The organism is Nocardia asteroides (genome assembly GCF_021183625.1).
GTDB lineage: Bacteria > Actinomycetota > Actinomycetes > Mycobacteriales > Mycobacteriaceae > Nocardia > Nocardia asteroides_A.
The window spans coordinates 848394-870210 of sequence record NZ_CP089214.1 but is presented as its reverse complement, the minus strand read 5'-3'; the positions used below and the strand labels follow the sequence as shown (position 1 = coordinate 870210).

General features: G+C 71.2%; 17 protein-coding genes. 5 read left to right on the top strand and 12 right to left on the bottom strand.

The genetic code is table 11. The features are described from left to right. The first annotated feature begins 123 nt into the window (after positions 1 to 123). Positions 124 to 1143, top strand: a complete 1020-nt coding sequence (gene glsA, locus LTT61_RS04305) for a glutaminase A (RefSeq protein WP_233018626.1) — start codon at positions 124 to 126, stop codon at positions 1141 to 1143. Positions 1144 to 1213: 70 nt separating this feature from the next. Here the strand turns inward: glsA and LTT61_RS04300 are convergent, their stop codons facing one another. The 7 genes from LTT61_RS04300 to LTT61_RS04270 all read right to left on the bottom strand — a co-directional run bounded on the left by LTT61_RS04300 (position 1214) and on the right by LTT61_RS04270 (position 7114). After that, positions 1214 to 2104 (bottom strand): transglutaminase-like domain-containing protein, encoded by an 891-nt coding sequence (locus LTT61_RS04300; RefSeq protein WP_233018625.1) that lies wholly within the window; start codon positions 2102 to 2104, stop codon positions 1214 to 1216. Positions 2105 to 2143: 39 nt separating this feature from the next. Then, positions 2144 to 2536, bottom strand: coding sequence for a hypothetical protein (locus LTT61_RS04295; RefSeq protein ID WP_233018624.1), 393 nt, complete (start codon positions 2534 to 2536; stop codon positions 2144 to 2146). A 51-nt stretch (positions 2537 to 2587) separates the two neighbouring features. Further along, on the bottom strand, positions 2588 to 3178 hold the full coding sequence (locus LTT61_RS04290) for an HD domain-containing protein (RefSeq protein WP_233018623.1): 591 nt from the start codon (positions 3176 to 3178) through the stop codon (positions 2588 to 2590). Between the two features lie 52 nt (positions 3179 to 3230). Further along, complete coding sequence (locus LTT61_RS04285; protein WP_233018622.1) at positions 3231 to 4724, bottom strand: PP2C family protein-serine/threonine phosphatase; 1494 nt, start codon at positions 4722 to 4724, stop codon at positions 3231 to 3233. Further along, positions 4721 to 5464: a GAF and ANTAR domain-containing protein gene (locus LTT61_RS04280; protein WP_233018621.1), complete on the bottom strand. Its 744-nt coding sequence runs from the start codon at positions 5462 to 5464 to the stop codon at positions 4721 to 4723. Before LTT61_RS04280 ends, LTT61_RS04285 begins: the two co-directional genes overlap by 4 nt. Positions 5465 to 5879: 415 nt before the next feature. Then, the gene (locus LTT61_RS04275; protein ID WP_233018620.1) at positions 5880 to 6701 is read right to left on the bottom strand and encodes a siderophore-interacting protein; all 822 of its coding nucleotides are present in this window, start codon (positions 6699 to 6701) and stop codon (positions 5880 to 5882) included. A 113-nt stretch (positions 6702 to 6814) separates the two neighbouring features. After that, entirely contained in the window at positions 6815 to 7114 is a 300-nt protein-coding gene (locus tag LTT61_RS04270; protein ID WP_233018619.1) for a DUF1905 domain-containing protein, read from the bottom strand. A 141-nt stretch (positions 7115 to 7255) separates the two neighbouring features. Between LTT61_RS04270 and LTT61_RS04265 the strand changes: the two genes are divergently transcribed. Further along, positions 7256 to 8761: an amidase gene (locus tag LTT61_RS04265; protein ID WP_233018618.1), complete on the top strand. Its 1506-nt coding sequence runs from the start codon at positions 7256 to 7258 to the stop codon at positions 8759 to 8761. Between the two features lie 20 nt (positions 8762 to 8781). Here LTT61_RS04265 and LTT61_RS04260 read toward each other — a convergent pair whose 3' ends face one another. The 5 genes from LTT61_RS04260 to LTT61_RS04240 all read right to left on the bottom strand — a co-directional run bounded on the left by LTT61_RS04260 (position 8782) and on the right by LTT61_RS04240 (position 17508). Next, entirely contained in the window at positions 8782 to 9045 is a 264-nt protein-coding gene (locus LTT61_RS04260) for a barstar family protein (protein ID WP_233021324.1), read from the bottom strand. Between the two features lie 494 nt (positions 9046 to 9539). Beyond that, complete coding sequence (locus LTT61_RS04255) at positions 9540 to 15716, bottom strand: putative T7SS-secreted protein (protein WP_233018617.1); 6177 nt, start codon at positions 15714 to 15716, stop codon at positions 9540 to 9542. Positions 15717 to 15722: 6 nt separating this feature from the next. Continuing rightward, positions 15723 to 16352 (bottom strand): hypothetical protein, encoded by a 630-nt coding sequence (locus tag LTT61_RS04250; protein WP_233018616.1) that lies wholly within the window; start codon positions 16350 to 16352, stop codon positions 15723 to 15725. Continuing rightward, positions 16349 to 16747, bottom strand: a complete 399-nt coding sequence (locus LTT61_RS04245) for a hypothetical protein (RefSeq protein ID WP_233018615.1) — start codon at positions 16745 to 16747, stop codon at positions 16349 to 16351. The genes LTT61_RS04250 and LTT61_RS04245 overlap by 4 nt, the downstream gene beginning before the upstream one ends. A 161-nt stretch (positions 16748 to 16908) precedes the next feature. Beyond that, on the bottom strand, positions 16909 to 17508 hold the full coding sequence (locus LTT61_RS04240; protein ID WP_233018614.1) for a TetR/AcrR family transcriptional regulator: 600 nt from the start codon (positions 17506 to 17508) through the stop codon (positions 16909 to 16911). A 143-nt stretch (positions 17509 to 17651) separates the two neighbouring features. On the opposite strand from LTT61_RS04240, the gene LTT61_RS04235 reads away from it, so the two are divergent. The 3 genes from LTT61_RS04235 (at position 17652) to LTT61_RS04225 (ending at position 21797) form a co-directional block, all read left to right on the top strand. Further along, complete coding sequence (locus tag LTT61_RS04235; protein WP_269821844.1) at positions 17652 to 18101, top strand: peroxiredoxin; 450 nt, start codon at positions 17652 to 17654, stop codon at positions 18099 to 18101. 265 nt (positions 18102 to 18366) lie between these two features. After that, entirely contained in the window at positions 18367 to 21084 is a 2718-nt protein-coding gene (locus tag LTT61_RS04230) for an ABC transporter permease subunit (protein WP_233018613.1), read from the top strand. Next, entirely contained in the window at positions 21081 to 21797 is a 717-nt protein-coding gene (locus LTT61_RS04225; RefSeq protein ID WP_233018612.1) for an ABC transporter ATP-binding protein, read from the top strand. The genes LTT61_RS04230 and LTT61_RS04225 overlap by 4 nt, the downstream gene beginning before the upstream one ends. Positions 21798 to 21817: the final 20 nt, after the last annotated feature.

Sequence of the window (21817 nt, the reverse complement as noted above, 5' to 3'; positions counted from 1 at the left end):
TGCCGGCGCGGTTCCAGGCTGACAGGGCGATCGGAGCCGTGATGCGTTGACCAGTTGAACCCGCCTTCGTTTCGCGTACGTTCCGCTCCGCTAGGGTTGGACGGCGCGCACGAGGGAGGCCCTGTGGAACTCGAGGTCGATGGTGTCGATCAGGCGGTATCCACCGGAGCGCTGCCCGACCGGGAGCGGGTCGGTGAGCTGCTCGCCACCGCCTATCAGCGCTACGTTCCGCGGACCGCCGGTGTCGTCGCCGACTACATTCCCGCGCTCGCCGCCGCCGATCCCGATCTCTTCGGCATCGCGGTCGCCGATCTCGGCGGCGGCGCGCACACCGTCGGCGCCGCCGCGCACGAGTTCTCCATCCAGTCGATTTCGAAGGCGTTCGTCTACGCGCTGGTCTGTGACGCGCTCGGGCACGGCATCGTCCGCGATCGGGTCGGTGTCGACAACACCGGGCTGCCGTTCAATTCGGTCATGGCCATCGAACTCAACGACGGGCATCCGATGAACCCCATGGTCAACGCGGGGGCGATGGCGACGACCGCGCTGGTTCCCGGTGGCACACCGGCCGCGCGGTGGGAGTACATCCGCACGGGGCTGTCCCGCTTCGCGGGTCGGCCGCTGCAGCTGGACGACGAGGTCTACCACTCGGAGACGCTGACCAACCAGCGCAACCGGGCGATCGCGGGCCTGCTGGAGAGCTACGGGCGGATCACGGCCGACCCGCTCGAGGTGGTGGATGTCTACACCAGGCAGTGCTCGCTGCGCGTGCACGCACGCGATCTCGCGATCATGGGCTCCACGCTGGCCGGCGGTGGCGTGAATCCGGTGACCGGCGAGCGGGTCGTGCAGGCCCATGTCTGCCGGGACACGCTGTCGGTGCTGGCGACCTGCGGGATGTACGAACGGTCAGGGGAATGGCTCTACGAGATCGGGTTACCCGCCAAATCGGGGGTGTCCGGCGGGATCGTCGCGATCTCGCCCGGCAAGGGCGCCATCGGGACGTTCTCGCCGAAGCTGGATCCGGCGGGCAACAGTGTGCGCGGGCAGCGTGCCATCGCGCACCTGTCGCGGACGCTGGGGTTGAACCTCTTCGCCTCCGCCGCTGTCGTTCGTGATCAGGCGCAGCCGATCGAAGGCTGACCCGGGCCGTACCGTACGAGCATCGAGCCGGATGCAGCGCGCATCGCCGAATCTGTCGCCGGGGCGCGGTTCAGCGCCACGTCACGGTGCGCGGTGGACCCCCGAGGGGATCGACGCTGGTGACGGTGTCGGGCACGCGCAGCAACGGCTCGTCCTCGTAGAGCCGACGGGCCTGCAAGCTGTCGCCGCCCGTCGTGACCGCCGCGACGCGGTCGAGGAGCTCCTGCTCCGAGTCGGTGAGCGACCTGTTCTCACCCCAGCCCCACTCGTCCCAGAGCAACATCTCGGCGCAGTTCAGTGCGGCGAGGTCGTGCACGAGATTGTGCGCGATCTGCGGCATGCCGTGCGTCTCGGGGATGTCGAGGCCCGGGTCGACGACGAAGCGTGCCGGGTCGGCGTTGCCGGTGCGGCACAGTTGCCATGCAGCGCCGGCGGGTACGAATTGGTCGGGTATGAGATCGAGCGGGTCGATGCGGGTGCCGTCCGGGCCGGTGTGCCCGTCGTCGAGTTCGGGGTCGACGAGGCGCCAGCGCGCCCGATCGGCGTCCCAGACCTCGGCGACTTCGTGATCCACGGCGTAGTCGGCGACGAAGTAGGTGGCGAAGCCGACCCGCGCGCGGGCCGGGATGCCGCGTGCGCGCAACGCGGCGACGTAGAGCACCGTGAAGTCACGGCAGCAGCCGACCAGGCGCTGGGCCGGCCGCCGTGGTTCGTCGAGTGAGCCGCCGGCCAGCTCGGCCAGCCTGCTCAGCATGGTCTCGATGTAGCGGGTATCGATCTCGCGCATGCGCTGAGCCGGAACGCCTTTCGCCAGTGGGCTGTCGGCGCGGTAGTGGATGACCAGACCCGATACCGTCCGTCGCAGCTGCGCGAAGTCGCCGGTCAGCCCGGCCAGCAACGCGGATCGAGCCCCCGGATCGGTCACTCTGCTCTGTGTCGAGTAGTGCGAAAGATCCGTCATGTCGGCGATGGTAGACAGTCGCAGTGCGGGTCGACTTGATCAATCGAGCTCGCTTCCCGGTGGGAAGTAGCGACTCATCGTGTCATCGAGGCCGATCTCTCCGTCGGCGTCCATGGTGACGGGGGTGAGTACGCCGCGGGACGACACCAGCCACGCCAGAACCGGCTCTGCCGGTGAGTCGGGATCGTTCGCCATGTGTCCGCGAGCGCAGGCGCGCCATCCGGCTCCCGGCACGACGCCGACGACGCGATTTGCCCGTTCGAGGTGGGAGAAGTCAGGGTAGTCGGTGACCGGCCGCCGCGCGCCCTGTTCGGCGTCGACGATCATGGCGGTGCCCGTTATCGAATCCCACGCGTCGACCTCGCGGGAACGGCCCATGAGGGTGTCGGTTCCTGTGAAGATGGCGAGCCAGCCACTGTGCGTGAATTCCATACGCGCCATTATTCCGATGCCGGCGCAGATGCCAATGCCGGGTTCTTCGCCCTACGAAGGCCGGGCCTCGATCGGATAGCTCGCTTGGAATGCGAGCCGGGAGTCGGCTTCCGCGGCGGTCCGGTCGAGTGCGTCATCGAGCGCCAGGAACACCTGCCAGGGCGGTGAACCGTCGGCGGCTGCGAGACGCTGCACGATCAACTGCTCGACGTCGGGGACGCGCTTGGCTTTCCACACTTTGTCGGCCAGGCCGACGAGGAGGTCTTCCATGCCGATGTCGTCTCCGCTCCACGCTCCGTGCGTCCATGCGAAGCGGGCCGACTTCGCCTCGAAGCCTCGAGCGAGCAGCAGTTCGAATCCGGCGCGTTCGTGGTCGGTGCCCGGTCCGGACAGTTCCTCGGGGTGCAGCACCTTCCCGATGTCGTGAGTTGCCGCTCCGAAGAGCACCGCTTCGCGATCGAAGCGCACCGCGGGGTGATGGTCGGTCATCCAATCGGCCAACTGCCTGGCGACGTCGTGCACTGCCCGCAGGTGTGCACCGAGCCGAGGCGGAGCGTCGAGGCTCGTGAGGAGTACCGCTACGTGCTCCGGCAGCGAGGCGAGGCCCGGCTCGATCATCGCGCGCCACAGGGCGGAGGTCATGGTGGACACGGTAGTTCCCGGGGGCTCGGTCGGATCAGTACGGCCGACTCTCTCACCGGTCGAACGATTCTCGCCTTTCGTCCTCCGGACGTCGCGGCGCGATCTTCGGACCCAGCTTGCGCACCAGCATGACGGTGGCGTCCTCGCGCAGCGGCGTCGGGTGATGCTCCCGCACCGCGGTGATCACCTGCCGCACCGTCTCCGGCGGCGGATGGCCCGTCCCGGCCTCCCGGCGCAGCACCTCCGCCAGCCGCCGCAGGCCGAACTCGTCACCGCTGGGACCACCGGTGATGCCGTCGGTGTAGAGGACCAGCCAGTCCTCGGGGTGCACCTTCTCCTCGGCGACGGGCTCGGTCGCCGCGCCGAGGCCGAGCGGTAGACCCCGCCCGCCGCCGAGCGGGTCGGCGATAGTGCCGCCGCGCATGACCAGCGGCTCGGCGTGACCGGCGTTGAGATAGCGCAGCCGCCCGCTGTCCAGGTCCAGCTCGGCGAGTACGGCGGTGGCCAGCGGGCCTGCCCCGAAGCGGGCGACGAGCGTCTCCTCGATCGAGCGGGCCTGCCCGGGCAGCCCGGCTCCGGCGTGCCTGGCGCTGCGGTAGGCGGACAGCGCGGTCGCGGCGATCAGCTCGGCGCGGTCGCCGGAGGCGTCGAGGATCAGCAGCTGCGCGGTGCTTTCGGAGAAGGCGTAGTCGAAGACGTCGCCGCGCAGGTCGTAGCGCGGCTCGACGGCGGCGCTGACCACGACGTCGCCGACCCCGGCGGTACGCGGGGGCAGCAGCGACCAGAGGAGTTCGGCGTCGGGGGTGCGGTTCCGGGTGAGGCGGGTGCGGTCGAGTCCGTCGCCGTAGTTGGTGGTGATGGTGACGAGGTGGCCGAGCAGCCGGGCCACCCAGCGGCAGTGCGCGCGCAGGCCGGGGTCGCGCAGGTCTTCGGGTTCGGGGACGCCGATCTCGAGCACGCCGAGCCGTTCGATGCCGTCGAGCAGCGGTATCCACAGGGTTTGTGCGCGGTCGGTCGAGGAGGTCTGGGTCTCCAGTTCGCGGAAGGCCCGGCCCGCGGTGGTGGTGTCGAGGTCGAGCGGGGGCGTGCCGGTGCCGGTGGCGGGGTGCAGCGCGCGCTGTTCGTAGTCGACGAGGTGCACGGTGAGTTCGACGCCGAGCGCGGTGCCCGCGGCGCGCGCGATCACCGGGAGCCGGTCCGGTGCGGCGAGGTGGACGCCGTCGACCAGCTCGACCAGCGCGGAGAGCGCCGGGGTGGTCGGGCGCGGATTGCGGAAGGGGCGGCTGAAGGTGGCGCGCCTGGTCTCGGTGCGCTGGTCGAGGTATTCGTTGACGACGTGCGCGAGCATGTCGCGGTCCCTGGCGGCGAGCGTCGTCATGCCGTGCACGTAGGCGTCGACCTCGAGGAACCCGGCGTTGCCTCCGATGCCGAAGTACTCGGTCCACAGCTCCTCGACGTCGAGCCCGGCGCCCTCGAAGACCGCGGCGAAGCTGCGCTGCTGCTCCCCGGCGCGATCCCGGCCGGAGAATTCGCGGGAGCCGGTCACCACTGCTCGTCGTCCCGTGCGGCGGTGAGCTGCTCGGCGACCCGGCGCATCGAGATGCGCTGCTCGCGGGCGGTGTGCGCGAGGGTCAGGAACGCCGCCTGCTCGCCGACTCCGTCCCGGCCCATGAGGAAGCCGGTGGCCCGCGCGATCAGCTCGCGGCCGCGCAGCTTGTCGGTGATCCGGCCGCTGACCGTCTCCGCCTCTGCGGCGCCGACCACCTGCGCCACCAGCAACGATGCCTGCGCGGCGAACAGGGTGAGCACGTGCTCCTCGCGGGGGCCGTAGGCGTCGGTGCCGTAGACCTTCATCGCGCCGAGCCCGCGCTCACCGGCGACGAGGGGAGCGCTCAGCGTCGAGACCAGCCCGAGCGCGGCGGCGCGCGGACCCCAGCGCGGCCAGCGCGGATCGGTGCCGACGTCGTCGACGCGGACCACGATCCGCTCCGCCGACGCGGTGAGGCACGGGCCGTCGCCCAGCTCGTACTGCAGCGCGTCGGCGCGCTCGACCAGGTCGCTGGTCGCCGCCGTGGTTCCGCGCTCGCCCGCGCTGTCGAAGAGCGTGATCCCCGCGCCCGCGGTGCCGGGCACCGTCTGCACCGCGAGCTCGGTGATGGTCGCCAGTGCCTCGTCCACCGTCCGGTGGGTCAGGAACATTCCCGCCATCCGCGCGAACGCGGCCACGATCTGCTCGGCCGCGGTGGTGTCACCCAGCCCGCCGCTCTTCGAATCCTCCGCCGACACCTGCCCTGCCTCCCTTCAGCTCCACTACGTGTGGTCGTTACCCAGCTCGGCGCCGGTTATGTGCCGAAGTGTCCGAGGTAAAAATCTGTAGTCCGGAGGGTAGACATTGTGCTGCGGACCGGCTACTGTCTCTCCCGTCGAAGAGAGAAGGATTAGTGGCCGGGCAGGTGAGCTGCCCGGATGCGAGACCCTCGGTCCCCCTCGGCGGAGACGCGAATCCGGTGCAGTCGGCCGGACCGCCGGGGGACCGCTACATACCCGTCGACCTGGGAGGTGGCTTACTGGAACACGTATCTCGACCTCACATTCCCGCCATGCCGCGGGGCCCGGTGCTCTCCGCCGGGCAGTGAATTCGATTCCCTCGTCAACTCTTCCGGGCCCCGGCGCGACAGTGCGCCGGGGCCCTTTCGGCTACTCAGAGCCCCAGATCGATGCGCTCGGCGAGCGCCGGATCGTGGATGTCGCCGCCTGCCCGCATCGCCTCCCGATAGCCGAGCAGGCTGGCCGCGTCGGTGTCGGTATTGGTCTTGCCGCGCTTCCAGTAGGCGCGCGCGAGCAGATCGGCGCGGGCGACGCCGCACGAGCCGAGCAGGTGCGCGCGGACACGCCGGACGGCGGCGGCCTCGGCGGCCACCCACACCTGGGTGCGGTGTTCGGAAAGTGCTTCGGGTGGATGGTTTTCGAGGTCGGTGACGGAGTCGAGGAGTTCCAGCTCCAGGTTCGGGTGCTCAGGGAGCAGGGCGCGGTCGGCCGGATCGGTGAGCGCCGCGTACACCCGGATCCGATGCTCGGGCCCGAGGCTGTCGACGATCGCCGCGATCGCCGGGACGGCGGTGTCGTCGCCGACCAGGATGTGGTCGCGAAACCCCTCCGCGACAACCCATTCCGGCCGCATTCCGGCGAGCGTCACCGCGTCTCCCGCGCTCACGGTGGCGAGCCAGTTCACGGCCACCCCGCGCTCGTGGCGGGCGATGTCCAGCGTCAGGCGCCGGGTGTCCGCGTCGAATCGGCGCACGGTGAAGGCGCGCAGGAGCGGCCGCCCGGTGTCGTCGGCGGACAGCTCGAGCTTGAACGCGTCCGCCGGGCGCGGCGCGCGGTACTGCGCGAGCGCGGCCCCCTCGAGCACGACCCGGGTGAACCCAGGCGAGAGCGGGCGCACCTCGGCGACGGTGAGCCGCAGCGACAGCGGCTCGTTGGCGCGCCCCAGCGCCGCGATGCCTGCCTTGATGGAATCCATCACCCCTCCTCGCACGTCTACTTAGGTCAGCCTAACGTGCCGGGGCCGGAACCCTGATCCGACACCGCCCTGAACCTCCTGCTGGACGGCATCGCGACCTGGAAGAAGGACTGCTAGAGAACGACTTCCAGCTCGACCTCCGCCGCAGACCCCGCGACCAGCCCCTCCGCCGCCCGCACCGCCTTCTTCACCGGCAGCACGTAGGTGGAGCGCTTGGAATCCGGGAACAGCGACGTCGACCACGCGGTCCCGCCGATCCGCACCCGCACCTTCACCGCCCCGAACCCCGTGGTCCGATGCCCGTACCGCTCCTCGATCTCATCGGCCACCTCCTCCGGCAGGCTCAGGAAATGCCACGACCCGGCGCCGTCGTGCTCCCACACCGGTGCCGTGAACGCATACCGCGATACCATCCCGTCAGCCCGGCGTCCGCGCCGAGGAGAGCGGCGCGGGATCGTCGAGCGGTCGTTCGTTGCCGACTTCCTTCGCGCTCCGCATGCCACCACAGTACGAAGCCGCCCAGTAGGCGTGCCCGGCGTCCTAGTATCCGTCGGGTGGAACTCGACGAGTACATGAAGCACGACGCGACCGGCTTGGCCGAGCTGGTGGCGCGCCAGGAGGTGACGCCCGCCGAGCTGCTCGCACTGGCGCGGCAGCGGGCCGACGCCGTGAATCCCGCGCTCAATGCCATCGTGCGGAGGCTGGACGGGGTCGCCGACGAGCGGGCCGGGGACGCCGCGCTCGCCGGTCCGTTCGCCGGGGTGCCGTTCCTGATCAAGGATCTGCAGCAGGAGTACCAGGGTTTCCCCAGTACGGAGGGGTCGCGTTCGCTGGCCGGTGAGGTCGCGGCCGAGCACAGCCTGCTGGTGCGGCGCCTGCTCGATGCGGGGCTGGTCATCTTCGGTCAGACGAACACCCCGGAGTTCGGCAGCAAGGGCGTCACGGAATCGGAGTACTGGGGTCCGGCGCGCAATCCGTGGAACACCGCGCACACCCCGGGCGGGTCGTCGGGCGGCTCCGGTGCGGCGGTCGCGGCCGGGATCGTGCCCGCCGCTGGCGCGAACGACGGTGGCGGGTCGATCCGGATCCCGGCGGCGTGCAACGGGCTGGTCGGGCTGAAGGCCAGCCGCGGCCTGAGCCCGTACGGGCCGCGGGTCGGCGAGGTCATGTTCGGCATGGTCACCCAGGGCGTCGTCTCGCGGACCGTGCGCGACAGCGCGGCGCTCTACGACGCCATCATCGGCGCGAACCCGCGCGCCGCGTACCGGGCCGCGCTGCCCGAGCGCCCGTTCGCCGAGCACATCACCCGGCCGCCGGGCACGCTGCGGATCGGCTACTCCACCGCCTCCGCGATCACCGCGAAGCCACACCCGGAGGCGATCGCGGCGGTCGAGAGCGCGGCGCGGCTGCTCACCGAGCTCGGCCACGAGGTCGAGGAGGTCCGGCCGCCGTACAACGACAAGCGGCTGGCGGAGGATTTCCTGACGATCTGGTTCGCCAGCCTCCACCGCGAGATCGTCGCGATCAAGGAGCGGACCGGCGCGCGGGACAGCGATTTCGAAGCCGACACGCTCGCCGTCGGCGAACTCGGGCGCGCCCGTGGTGTCGGCGCGCTGATGGCGGCGATCGACCACATCAACGACTACACCGCGGACCTGGCCGAGTTCCACGAACGCTACGACTACTTCCTCACCCCGACCCTCGCGGAGCCGCCGCTGACCGTCGGGAAGATGGTCACCCCGAAACCACTGCGGACCGCCGCCCGGCTGCTGCACCGGCTGCACGGTGGGAAGGTCCTGGCGATGAGCGGGATTCTCGCCTCGCTCATCGACGAGAACCTCGGCTGGGTGCCCTACACCCAGCTCGCGAACCTCACCGGGCGGCCCGCGATCACTGTTCCGCTGCACTGGACCGAGGCGGGGTTGCCGCTCGGTGTCCAGTTCGTCGGGCGGCCGGGGGCCGACGGTGATCTGCTGCAGCTGGCCGCGCAGCTCGAGCAGGCGCGGCCGTGGGCGCACCGGCACCCCGCCCCGGTCGTGCAGCGAAATCCCGAGTCCTGACGCGGGCGCCGCGCCCCCTGTCAGCCGCCGTAACTCGGTTGGACCGAGACGCCGCCGCCATCCAGCACAGCGAGCACCGCTTCGAGAAACTCGAAGGACAGGTGGCGCTCGGAAAGGTCGAAACCGAGCCAGGTGAGGGCGAACGGCGGCGCCGCGCCGAATCCGCCGCGCAGGCAGTCCGCCAGACCGTCCAGATCCGATCCGAAGTATCCGCCGGGGCCGTTGACGGCTTCGCCGATCGCGCAGAAGAATCCGTTCCTGTCGGTGATGAAGCGGCCGTCCAGTTCGAAGGGCCCGCTCGCGGACGCTCGGTGCACCCCGTCCGACGCGATCCGGACGACCTCCAGCCAAGCTTCCCGATCCGCCGCCGACAGCGGAGCCCACGCGTTGGTCTTCGCCGGGCCGCCCCGTCGCCACAGTTCCCAGAGCTGCGCCGCACCGGGTTTCGGTGGCGCCCACATACCTCCCGAGAGGGTCAGGGACCAGCGGTCACCCGTGCGCGCCAACTCGGTGGTTCGCGTGTTCGAAAGGAGGTAGGCGCCGATCGGGGCACCGTGGATATCCAAGATCCGGATGTCGACATTATCGGCGGGCTCGCGCGAACCCAGGCGGGTCAGCGTCTTCCACTCGTCGGCCGGGCCGGGGCGAACCCCGCTCGCCCGCAGCGTCATCGCTGCTTCGGGATCGCTGTCGAACAGCCCGGTCAACTGCTCGACGTCACACGCCGCGGTGCTGTTTCCGTCCAGGACGATGTCGTACCGTGCCACGGATTCTCCGATCATCCACCGAGCCGGTTCGGGATCGTGCCGCCTTCCGGATACCACGGCCCCGGGAACAGGAACGGGGCCCTGTAGTCGTGTTGGTAGACGTACCCTAGCCAGCCGTCCGGCCGCTGGAGGATGCGGTGGTTGGTGCCGGGCACATCCCACTCGAGCGAGCCGGCCCACTGGCTGCGCTGCCCGGGTGGCAGTTCGCGGCCCTGGTACACGGTCTGCCGACCGGTCTGCGGGTCGATCCGCGGGACCCCGTTCCCCGCGCGGACGTTCTCGTAGGCCTCCCTGATCGGCCGGGGAATCGGGTTGGGATCCGAGAGGTTCCGGCCGTTGGTATTGCACTCCCTGCGGGCGAGACCGGTGGGATCGATCCAGGCCAGCGGATTGTGCGGGTAGGCGTCCGGATTCGGGGCCGGATCGAGACCGAGGGGGTCGCTGCTGAGGTAGCGGCCGATCTCGGGGTCGTAGTAGCGGTGGTGGTTGTAGTGCAACCCGGTCTCCGGGTCGTGTATCTGGCCGGGGAAGCGCAGCGGGGTGTCGGCCGCGCCGATCCAGCGGGTGCGACCCCAGAGTTCGGTATCGGCCGTGGCGACGGAGCGGGCGGCGGCGGGGTCGATCAGCTCGACGGGGGTGCCGACGAGATCGCCGATGACGGCGTGGAATCGCCGGTCGAGATCGTCGCGGTCGGTGGTCTGGGCGAGCGGTGTGTGGGTGCCGGGCAGGTAGTGCCAGCGCGTGACGCTCCCGGCGCTGGACAGGGCGACGAGCTGGTCGCCGTCCCAGTGGTAGTCGATGCGCTCCAGAACGGTGCCGTCGGTGGCGAGGTGCTGCTTGGTGGTGCGGCGCCCGAGGGCGTCGTAGGTGTAGTGCCACCACTGCCTGCTCGGGGTCCAGACATCGGTGAGCTGGTCGAAACCGTCGTAGCGGTAGAACCAGACGTCGGGTTTGCGGGAGCGGCGTGCGGTGATCTTGCGGGTCAACCGGCCCGCAGCGTCGTAGTGGTAGCGGGTGCGGCCCGCGCGCACCAGGCGGGTGCCTCGGTACCGCCTGCGTCGCATCCGGATGTTCGGCCGGTGGACGGTACGAGCAGCGGTGATGTTGGACAATGCGTCGTAGGTGTACCGCTCGGCAGCGGTGGTGCCGTCGCTGACGGTGGTGACGCGGCCCATCGGGTCGAGGGCGAAGTCGTGGTGCAGGCTGGTGCCCTGCCGGGCGGCGGTCCGGGTGCGGGGGTAGTTGTCCGGACGCCAGGTGTAGGTGTCGCTGCGCAGTTCGGCAGGCGCGCGGCGGGTCTCGCCGAGGTCGAGCAGGTTCGGCGGGTGTGCGGTGACCGTCTGGGCGGTGAGCCTCCCGACCGGGTCGAGGTCACGGGTGACGGCGATGTCGCCGACGGTCCAGGCGGTGAGCTGTCCGGCGGCGTCGTGGTCGAAGCGGAGGGTGTGGTTGCCTGCTCCGAGCGTGGCGGGCCTGCCTGCGCGGTCGTAGCCCCACCGGGTCTGCGTGCCTGCGTGGTCGGTGCGGCGGGTGCGTCTGCCCAGCGGGTCGTATTCGTGCCGGAGGGTGTGCTCGCCGTCGCGGGTTTCGGTCTCGATCTCGCCGGTCGCGGTGTGGGTGAACGCGAGGGTGTGGCCGGTGTCGTCGCCGTGGCCGGAGACGGCGGAGAGCATGCGGCCCGCACCGTCGTAGGTGAAGCGGCGCCAGGCTCCGGAGGACGCCGTGATGCTCGTGAGGTAGCCGATGGCGTCGTAGGTGTGCGTGCGGGTGTCGCCGGTCGCGGGGGTGACGGTGGCGATCAGGCCCGCATCCGTGCGGGTGTAGCGGCTCTGCGCTCCGCTGTAGTCGGTCTCGGCGGCGAGCTGTCCGGCCGGATCGTAGGCGTAGCGCCAGACCTGGCCCAGCGGGCTCACGACGGCGGTGAGGCGCCCCTCGGAGTCGTAGCGGTAGCGGGTCACGGCGCCGTCCGGGTCGGTGCGTGCGGTGCGCAGGTCCCAGCTGCCGTTCGCGAAGGTGGTGACTCCGCCCGCCCGGTTCACGTGCCGGATGGGTGCGCCCTCGTCGTCGTGCTCCCAGGTCTCGCCGTGCCCGTCGGGGTCGATCCTGGACAGCAGGGTCCCCTCGGGCGACCAGCTGTAGCGGGTGACCCGGCCGAGCGGGTCGGTGATCTCGGCCGGGCGGCCGCATCGATCGCGGCGAATGCGCGTGACGCCCGCGAGCTGGTCGACGACGGTGACCGGTAGCCCGGCCGCGTCGGTCTCGATCCGGGTGCTCGATCCGTCGGCCATGGTGATCGCTGCCTGCGCGCCGCAGGGGTGATAGGTGAATTCTGTGCGGGCCCCGGCCGGGTCGGTGAGAGCGGCCAGCGTGCCGTCGCCGTGCCACTCCTGCAGGGTTGCCGTGCCGTCGGGGCCGGTGATGCGGGCGGGCAGGCCGGGGGCGGCGTAGTCGAGCTCGAGGCGGGTACCGTCGGGCCGCACGATTCGGGCCAGGTCGCCGTCGGGGGTGTAGAGGTAGCGGGTGACGGCGCCGTCGGGACCGGTGACGGTGAGCGGTTTGCGCTCGCTGTTGTAGTCGATGCGGGTGTGCGCACCGGTCGGGGTGCGTACGTCGCGCAGCCGCAGGTCGCTGTCGAAGCCGTATGTGGTCTCGGCGCCGAGGGAATCGGTGTGCCGGGTACTGCGGCCGGTGTCGCCGGGGTGGTCGCGGTAGGTGAAGGTCGCGGAGAGGATGCCGTGGGTGCCGTGCTGGGCCACGACCCGGCCGCGGTCGTCGTAGGTGTTCGACATCGAGGTGCCCCTGGAGTCGGTCCACGACAGCATGCGGCCGTCGGCGTCGTAGGTGTATCGCGACGTGGCGCCCAGTGCGTCGGTGACCGCGACGAGTTCGTCTGCTTCGTAGACGAATTCGCGGACGACGAGGTCGTCGGCGGCATCGTCACCGGACAGTGCGAGCGCGGTGACCCGGCCCAGCTGCGGGTCGGTGCGGACGCGTACGCGGTAGCCGCCGGAGTGGATGATCTCGGTGGGTGCGCCGTCGGCGGCGTAGTGGAAGCGGATGCGGTTGCGGTGCCGGTCGGTGAGCGCGGAGACCGCGTAGTTGCCGCGCCGGTCGTCCAGGCCGCGCAGTGTCGGCTCGGGGGCGAAGTGCCAGGTGATGCCACGTTCCGGGTCGTGGACCCGGTAGGAGCCGGTCTCGGTGCGGGCGCAGGTCCAGCGTGAGCCGCCGGACAGCGGGCGCACCGGGGTGCCCGGTTGTGGGTGCGGGTAGGCGAGCAGGATGCCGTCCTCGCCGGCGAAGACGATGCCGCTGTCGTCGACTATCAGCCGGATGTCGAGCGTGGTCGACCAGGAGTGGCCGAACCAGCGGCCCCAGCGGTAGTTCGAGCGGTGCCTGCGGTTCAGGACCAGCGGGAGTACGCCGGGGAGGTCGAGATCGACGGTCGGGAGGAGGAATTCGCCGGTCGCGACATCGACCGGGTCGCCGCACTCGGTGGTCTGCGCGGGGTCGCGGTCGTTGGCCGGGTCACCGGAGCGGGCTTCGTCGCCGATACCGGCGTCGGAATCCGCGCGCTGGTCCACCGGGTCGCCGCGGGGATCGGGGGCGCTGTCGCCGCGATCGGGGTTACCGTCTCGTGCCTGTTCCGCTTCCGGGGTGTGGGCGGTTGGCGAGTCCGGTGCTGCCGGACGTGCGTCGACGGCAGGGCGGCCGGTGTCCGCGGCGATGGCGGGGCGCCGTGGCGCGGCCGGGTCGAGGCCCGCGCGGGGCGACGGCCGGTCCGGGTCCGGGCGGGGGCCGATCGGGTCGGGGCGACGCGGGGTGTTGGGGGAATCGGGCGGATTCCGGGGTGCGGGGGTGTCCGGTCGCGGCGGGGTCGGCGTCGGCGCGCCGTGACCGTGCGGGTGCGTGGTGGGGGAGTGGATCGCGGTGGGGGCGTGGTCGGGGGAGTCGGATCGGGAGCTGTCCGGCGGGTCGGATTCCGTGCGCGGGCCCGTAGCATCGGGGTCGGAGCGCGGTGTGACGGGATCGGAATCGGCACGTGGGGATGGGGTTTCGTTGTCGCCGCGATCACGGGGAGGCTCGGCGTCGGGATGTCCCGCCGGGGAGGGGTCGGAGGTGCCGGCGTCGGCTCGGTCTTGGGCGGGATCGCTGTCGGGCCGGTCTCGGAAAGGGTCGGTGTCGGCTCGGTCTTGGGAAGGATCGACGTCGGGGCGGTCGTGAGAGGGATCGCTGTCGGGCCGGTCTCGGGAGGGATCGGTGTCGGGCCGGTCTTGTGAGGGATCGGTGTCGGGCCGGTCTTGTGAGGGATCGGTGTCGGGCCGGTCTTGTGAGGGATCGACGTCGGCGCGGTCTTGGGAAGGATCGACGTCGGCGCGGTCGTGAGAAGGATCGACGTTTGGCCGGTCTCGGGGAAGATCCGTTTCGGGCCGGGCGTCGGACGCCCCGGAATCCGGACGCGCCACGGGCGCGTCGACGTCCGGTCTGTCGCCGTCATCGGTACGGGTGTCGGGCCGGTCCGGCGGGGTGTAGGTGTCGGGTCGCGGGTCGGGCGGGTCGTCGCCGGGTCCGTCGGTACGGGGCCCATCGGTGTCGCCGGTGCCGGGCCGGTCGGGCACCGGATCCGGCGCAGGAGGCTCCGGCCGGGCGTCGGGAGCGTCCGCGGTGGTGCCGAGTGTGCGGTCCACCGGCGGCGCGCTGTCGGCGGCCCCCGCACCGATGCCGTCCGGCTGGTCCTGCGGTTCGGGATCGGGTCGGGGCGCGGGCCCGTCGGCCGGACCCGCGTCGATCGAGGGTTCCGGGCGCGTCGAGTCCGGCACCCCGGGCCGATCCAATTGCGGCGGAGCGGAATCGGCGGCCCCGGCCCCCGGAGCGGAGTCGCCGGTCTCCGGTGTGGGTGCGCGGGTGTCCGCCGCCGGTGCTCGGCCCTCGGGTGCCCCCGGCCGGTCACCGAGACCGGCGCGGGCCGGCGGCCCGTCGGGGAGCCCGGTGCCCGGCCGGGGCGCCGGGTTCGGCAGGTCCACATCCGGCAACCCGCGGCCGGGCAGCGCGTGCCGTACCCGGTTGACCAGGGAGAGCGGTGTCCGGGCCGCCCCCGCGCCGCCGGTCGCCACGGTGAGGAGCACCTCGCTGGTGAGCATTCCGGTGAACTCGAAGGGGCTGGTCCGCGCCTGGTTCACCACCGCGTCGACGGCGGCCGCGGGATCGGCGGCCAGCACCACCACCCCGGTGGCCAGCGTGGAGAGGTTCGCCAGGTAGTCGGCGGGGTGGGTGAGGTTGTAGGGATCGGTCGGGTTGACCTGGCGCACGAACTGCACGATCCCGCTCAGCCCGGTCAGCAGCCCGTCGGAGAAGCTGAGCCCCGCGTAGTTCGCGATGTCGATGCCGTCCTCGATATTCGCGCCCATGCGGGAGGTGAACGGCGGCTCGGTCGGCGCCGTCTCGGTCGCGGTCTCGATGGCGGTCCCGGCTTGTTCGGCGGCGGTATTGCGATGGGTGCGCGCCCGCTCGAGCATGTCGAGCGCGGCGCGGTAGCGGCCGGACCAGGTGTCGACCAGCGGTGTCTCGGCCTGTGTTTCCGCGGGTAGCGAGTTCCACCAGGTCTTCTGCCGGTTCTCCTCGGCGATCGCGGCGTTCCATTCGGCGATGGCGTCGGCGGCACCGCGCTGCGCGGTCTCCACCGCGTACCCCCATTCGACGAGGGTGGACGCGGCATCGGTGAAGGCGTCGGCGGCGTCGAACCACAGCTGGGGTTGCGGATCGTAGGCCGCGTCGAAGCCTTCGCGGCCTTCCCCGGTCCACTCTCCGGCGTCGATCGCGCGCAACCCCTGGCCGGTGAGCTCGACGGCGGCGGCCATGTCGGTGAGCGTGCCCGCGGCCTCGCCGATGGCCTCCGGTTCGCCGCGGACCAGCTCCTTCGGGTCCTGGGTCTCGCCCAGCTGCCGTTCCTCGATCTCACCGCCGAGCGCGGAGGAGATCTGGTCGCCGAAGTCGTCGAGCGCCTCGGCGGCGCCGTCGAGCCCGACCAGCTCGGCGCCATCGGCGAGGAGATCGAGGCCGTCGTCGGCGAGCTCGCCGAGCGTCTCGACGCCGGACTCCCAGGCGGGTTCGACGACGGCGGCGATGTCGTCGACGGCATCACCGGCCGCGTCGGCGAGATCCTCGAGCGGGTCGAGCGGATTCCAGCCCACGCGCGCTCACTCCGGCGGGGCGAGGAGCTGCGCGGCCCGCTCGGCGCCGTCGGTGTCCCAGCCCGGGGTCTCGCCGGTGGCCTGTGCGATGTCGTCGGCCAGCAGCGGGTTCGTCAGAACGGACACATTGGCGAGCGCCTGCGGGCCGACCTCCTCGACCACCTGCCAGTTCTGCTCGATGGTCAGCTCAGCCTGTGCGAAGGATTCCCGGCTGTAGTCGGGGTGCACGATGTTGTTGATCGGGTTGTCGGCCAGGGTTTCCGACCAGGAGCGCTGCGCGATCTCGTCCCTGGACAGGTGCGGGTTGCCCATGGTGTGGGTCCACAGTGTCGCCAGTACCTCCGAGGCCTGGGAGTCCATCATGTGGTAGCGGCCTGCGGCGATGTTCAGGGCCTCGGCGATCTCGTTGCCCGACTGCACCATCGACCGGACTCCCCAGGACCAGCGCTCGCAGTAGGTCTCGAAACTCCCCTGCACGCGAGGGTGGCCCGCTTCCAGCGGGGAGAGCGTGAGCAGCGCGAACCCGCGCCCCGATGCCGCTGTCTCCTTGATGCCGAGGTCGGTCAGGACCCCGATCATGCCGGTGATGCCCTGCGCGGTCTGCTGCAGTGCCACCGGGTCGACGTTCACCGTCACCGATCGTCCTCACTGTTCGCGATCTGTGGCGGGAACGCCATCGGCGCCGCCCCCGCGATATCGACGAGCACGCCCGTCGGGGTAGCGGTGCGCCGACCGGCCCAATCCGCGAGATGCGCACCGAATATTGTGCGATATCGGTAGTCGGTGTCGGCGTCGAGGCCACGGGCGAGCACGTAGCGGGCGTAGTCGTGTTCGCCGGTGAACCCGCACACCCACTCCACCCCGCCGAACCGGGTGGTCAGCAGCCGGTCGTCGCCGGTGATCGGCACCAGCAGCGCCGCTGACCGGAACGCCGTCAGCAGTGCGTCCGGTTGGCCGAAACCGCGGTAGAACGAGGCGATTTCAGCACGCAGCCCCGCACGCCCGTCTCCGGAAATCGTCACCGCAGTCACCCCCCGCTGCCGAAAGTCTACTCGGCGATCGGCTCCGATCGGGATGTGCGCTTGCCCCCAATTACCCGGAGGAATAGACAGTGCGAGAGTCTATTTCGATCATTATCACCGTCGTCCCGAGTACCGGACCGGCTGCGTACGGCGCCCGCGGCAGGCGCAGGTCAGTGCCGCGGGGATTCGCCGAATCCGACAGCCCGCAGGATGAAGTCGACGATGGCGTTCTGCTTGCCGGGCTCGGTGATCGCCGCGGCGCCGAGGAAGCTGGTCCGGGTCAGCAGTATCCCCATGAACGCCTCGCCGGCGAGCGCGGGATCGCCGTTCAGCTCGCCCCGCTGTGCGGCAGACCAGAAGATGTCCTCGACCACCGCCATGCAGCGGTCGATGGAGTCGCGCCGGAACGCGGTGTAGATGGCCGGGTACTGCTGCGCCTCCTGGACGCAGCGCTGCAGGATCTCGATCCGCGGGCTGGTGAAGACGGCGGTCACGGCCGGGATGATCGCCAGCAGGTCGGTGCGTAGTGCCCCGGTCGCCGGTGGGGTGAGGCCGGCGGCGAGGCTGCCGAGGGCGTCGGTGATCAAGAGTTCGCGGTCGGGCCAGCGGGTGTAGATGCCGCGCTTGTCGACGCCGGCGCGGGCGGCGACGCTGTTGATCGAGAGCCCGGCGATGCCGCGCTCGGCCAGCTCCGCGACGGCGGCCTCGATGACGCGACCGTCGATCGACGGGTCGCGGCGGCGGCCTCGCGGCGGTGCCGCTGAACCCATTGCCAAACCTCACCTATTTGATGCACCATGTCGGTGCATTAATTCGGCCGCCGGGTGAGGCGACCTGCGTGTTCGCGAGCAGACCAGAGTATGGCATCCGCCCGGTGCTCGACGCTCGCGCCCGAACTGTCGAGGAGTACACAATGCTGCAGGTAGGCGATCCGGCACCGGATTTCGAGCTGCTGGACCAGAAGGGGGAGCCGGTCCGGCTCAGCACGGTGCTCGGCACCGGCTCCGCCACCCTCTTCTTCTACCCGGCCGCGCTGAGCCCCGGGTGCACCAGGGAGGCGTGCCACTTCCGGGACATCGTCGCCGAGTTCGCCGAGCGCGGGGCGACGGTGCTCGGCATCAGCAACGACGATGTCGCCACCCAGAAGCGGTTCGACGAGGCGCATCGGCTCGGGTATTCGCTGCTGGCCGATGTCGGCGGCGAGGTCGCCAAGTTGTACGGGCTGAAGCGGCGGGTGCCGGGGCTGCCCGCCAAGCGGGTGACCTTCGTCATCGGGTCTGACCGGCGGGTGCTCGCCGCAGTGCACAGCGAGCTGAACATGAACATCCACGCCGATCAGGCGCTCGCGGCGCTGCGCGGCTGACCCGGTGTCGCGCCGGGGCGGGTGGGTCGCGATTCGGTCGTGACCGCTCGCCTTTCGGCATGTCTGCGATTTCTGAAGGGTTCGCCGGGCGGGTCGCGCTGCCGAACATTTCACTATTGTGCTTACGGTAACTCCTACCGTACTGTTACCCACGTCACACGGCAGGTAACGATACCGACCATCCGGTCGGCGAATGTGCCGACCGGAAAGTTGGGTACGCGATGCGCCGACACCTCCCGAATCGGGAATCCGCAAGGCCGCGGGCATGAGCCAGCACCTCCAGTTCCTGCTGCTCGGCATCGGCAGCGGCGGCGTCTTCGGCGCCCTCGCCATCGCCCTGGTCCTGACCTACCGCAGCTCGGGCGTGCTCAACTTCGCGACCGGTGCCATGGCGCTGAACTGCGCGTACATCTACGCCTTCCTGCGCAGGGGCGAGTTCGTGCTGCTGGTGCCCGGGCTGCCGAAGTCGGTCGAGATCGGCGGCGACCCCGGCTTCGCGCTCTCGGCGCTGATCGCGGTGACGCTCTCGGCGCTCTTCGGGCTGCTGGTCTACGTGCTGATCTTCCGTCCGCTGCGCAAGGCTCCGCCGATCGCGCGGGCCGTCGCCTCGCTCGCGCTGATGATCCTGCTGCTGGCCATCGCGAGCAAGCAGGTCGGCTCGAACTCCGTCGGGGTGCGGGCGATCTTCCCCGTCGATATCTGGACCGTCGGCGCCGTCAGGATTCCGCAGGACCGGGTGTTGTTCGGGGTCAGCATCCTCGTGCTGGCGGTGGCGCTCGCGGCGCTCTACCGGTTCACCCGCTTCGGCCTCGCCACCCGCGCCACCGCCGAGAGCGAGGAGGGCGCCTACGTCAGCGGCCTGTCGCCGGACCGGATCGCGGCCGCCAACTGGATGATCAGCGCGGCGGTCGCTGGCGCGGCGGGCATCCTGATCGCGCCGATCGTGCCGCTCAGCCCGACCGGGTACGTGCTGTTCATCGTCCCCGCGCTGGCCGCGGCGATCATCGGCCGGTTCGCGTCGGTGGTCGCGGCCGCGGTCGCCGGGCTGGTGATCGGCATGCTGCAATCCGAGGCGACCTACCTCGTCCGGGTGTACGAGTGGCTGCCCTCCAGCGGGCTGGTGGAGCTGGTGCCGCTGGTGGTGATCCTGGTGGTGCTCGTGATCAGGGCTCGGCCGCTGCCCGCGCGCGGCGCGGTCGTCGTCGCCGAGCTGGGCACCGCGCCCTACCCGCGAAAAGTGCTGCTGTGCACGGTGGCCGGTGTCGCGGTCGCCGCGGCCGGGCTGGTGCTGTCCGGGAACGACCTGCGGGTCGCGATCACCACCACCCTGATCCTCGGCGTCATCGGCCTGTCCCAGGTGGTGGTCACCGGGTACGCCGGTCAGGTGTCGCTGGCCCAGCTCTCGCTGGCGGGGGCCGCGGCCTTCGTCCTCGGCCCGATCACCGACGGGCTCGGCGTGCCGTTCCCGTTCGCGCCGCTGCTGGCCGCGCTGGTGGCGACGGTGCTCGGCGTGCTCGCCGGGCTGCCCGCGCTCCGGATCCGCGGCCTCACCCTCGCGGTCGTCACGCTGGCGCTGGCCTATGCCCTGGAGGCGCTGTGGTTCCGCAATCTCGACTTCGTCGGGTCGAGCGGAATCGACATCCCGGATCCGGTGATCTTCGGCCACAGCCTCGGCATCGGCCGGGGCGAGACCTACCCGCGGCTGGAGTTCGGGCTGCTGTGCCTGGCGGTGCTCGCGGCGGTCGGCGTCGGTGTCGCCGTGCTGCGGCGCGGCAGGCTCGGCACCCGGATGCTGGCGGTGCGCGCCAACGAGCGCTCGGCCGCGGCCTCCGGCGTCGACGTGGTCCGCACCAAGCTGCTCGCCTTCGCGATCGGCGCCTTCATCGCCGGGCTCGGCGGCAGCCTGCTGGCCTACCAGCAGACCAACGTCTCCTTCCAATCCTTCACCGCGCCCGCCGCGCTGACCCTGTTCGCCATCGTCTACCTGGCGGGCACGACCTCGATCTCCGGCGGGCTGCTGAGCGGCGTGCTCGGCGCGGGGGGAGTGGCGTTCCTGCTACTCGGCAAGCTCGGCGAGTCGGCGGGCGCCTGGTACCAGGTGATCGTCGGGTTCGCGCTGCTGATCACGGTGCTGGCGAACCCCGACGGCATCGCCGCCCCCGTGCAGCGGGCATTGGCCCGAAGTGGCAAGCGTCCCGCGCCTGCCGCTCCGACCGCGCCACCGCCACTCGATACCGAACCCGTCGAACCGGGTGATCCGCTGCTGACGCTGGACGGTGTGACCGTCCGCTACGGCGGGGTGGTCGCGGTGGACGACGTGAGCTTCACCGTGCGGCGCGGCGCCATCGTCGGGCTGATCGGCCCCAACGGCGCGGGGAAGACGACGCTGATCGACGCGATCACCGGGTCGGTGCGCGCGGCGGGAACGGTGACGCTCGGCGGGGTGCCGCTCGGCGGCAGACCCGTGCACCGCCGCGTGCACGCCGGGCTCGGCCGGACCTTCCAGGCCATCGAACTGTACGAGGACCTGAGCGTCCGGGAGAACGTCCTGGTCGGGCTCTCCGGTCACAGCGAAAAAGGCGGTACTGCGGCCGAACTCGACGAAGTATTCACCCTGCTCGGGCTCGGCGAGCTCTGCGACACCCCCGCGGGCGAACTGTCCCAGGGGCAACGCCAGCTGGTGTCGATCGCGCGCGCACTCGCGGGCCGACCGGAGCTGCTGCTCCTGGACGAACCGGCGGGCGGGCTGGACAGCACCGAGAGCCGGTGGCTGGGTGAGCGATTGCGGGCGATCCGGGCGGGCGGGGTGACGATCCTGCTGGTCGAGCACGACATGAGCCTGGTGCTCGGCGTCTGCGACCACATCCAGGTGCTGAACTTCGGCCGCACCCTGGCGGCGGGCAGCCCCGAGCGGATCCGCGCCGACCGGAAGGTGGCCGAGGCCTACCTCGGCACCCGGTTCACCGAGGAGGTCGTCGGATGAGCCTGCGACTGGCCGGCGTGACCGCCGGATACGGCAAGCTGGCGATCGTGCGCGGCCTCGACCTCGAGGTCCGCTCCGGCACGGTCACCGCGCTGCTCGGACCGAACGGCTCCGGGAAGACCACGCTCATGCTGACCATGGCCGGGCTGCTTCCCGCGCTCGGCGGGGAGATCACCGTCGCGGGCACCCGCCTGCCGAAAGCCGCTCCGGCCAGGGCGAACCGGGCCGGTGTCGTGCTCGTGCCGGACAGCAGGGCGCTGTTCACCGGCCTGACCGTCGCCGAGCACCTCGAACTCGCCCGCGGCCGGAGCCGCCGCCCGCTCGATGACATCCTCGACCTGCTGCCCGCGCTGCGGCAGCGCCGCAGGGTCGCCGCGGGCGCGCTCTCCGGCGGCGAGCAGCAGATGCTCGCGGTCGGCCGGGCGCTGATCCAGAACCCCGCGGTGCTGCTCATCGACGAGATGAGCATGGGGCTGGCACCGGTCGTGGTGGAGGAGCTGCTGCCCGCCGTCCGGCGGGTCGCGGACGACGCCGATGCCGCGGTTGTCCTGGTCGAGCAACACGTGCGGCTGGCCCTCGCGGTCGCCGACGACGCCGTTGTCCTCGTCCACGGCGACGTGACGCTGCGCGGCCCGGCCGCGGAGCTCGCGCGGGCGCCGGAGCGCCTGGAGGCCGCCTACCTGGGCGGCGAAAGCAGCACAACCGCGGAGTGATCCGCCTATCTCAGGAGATC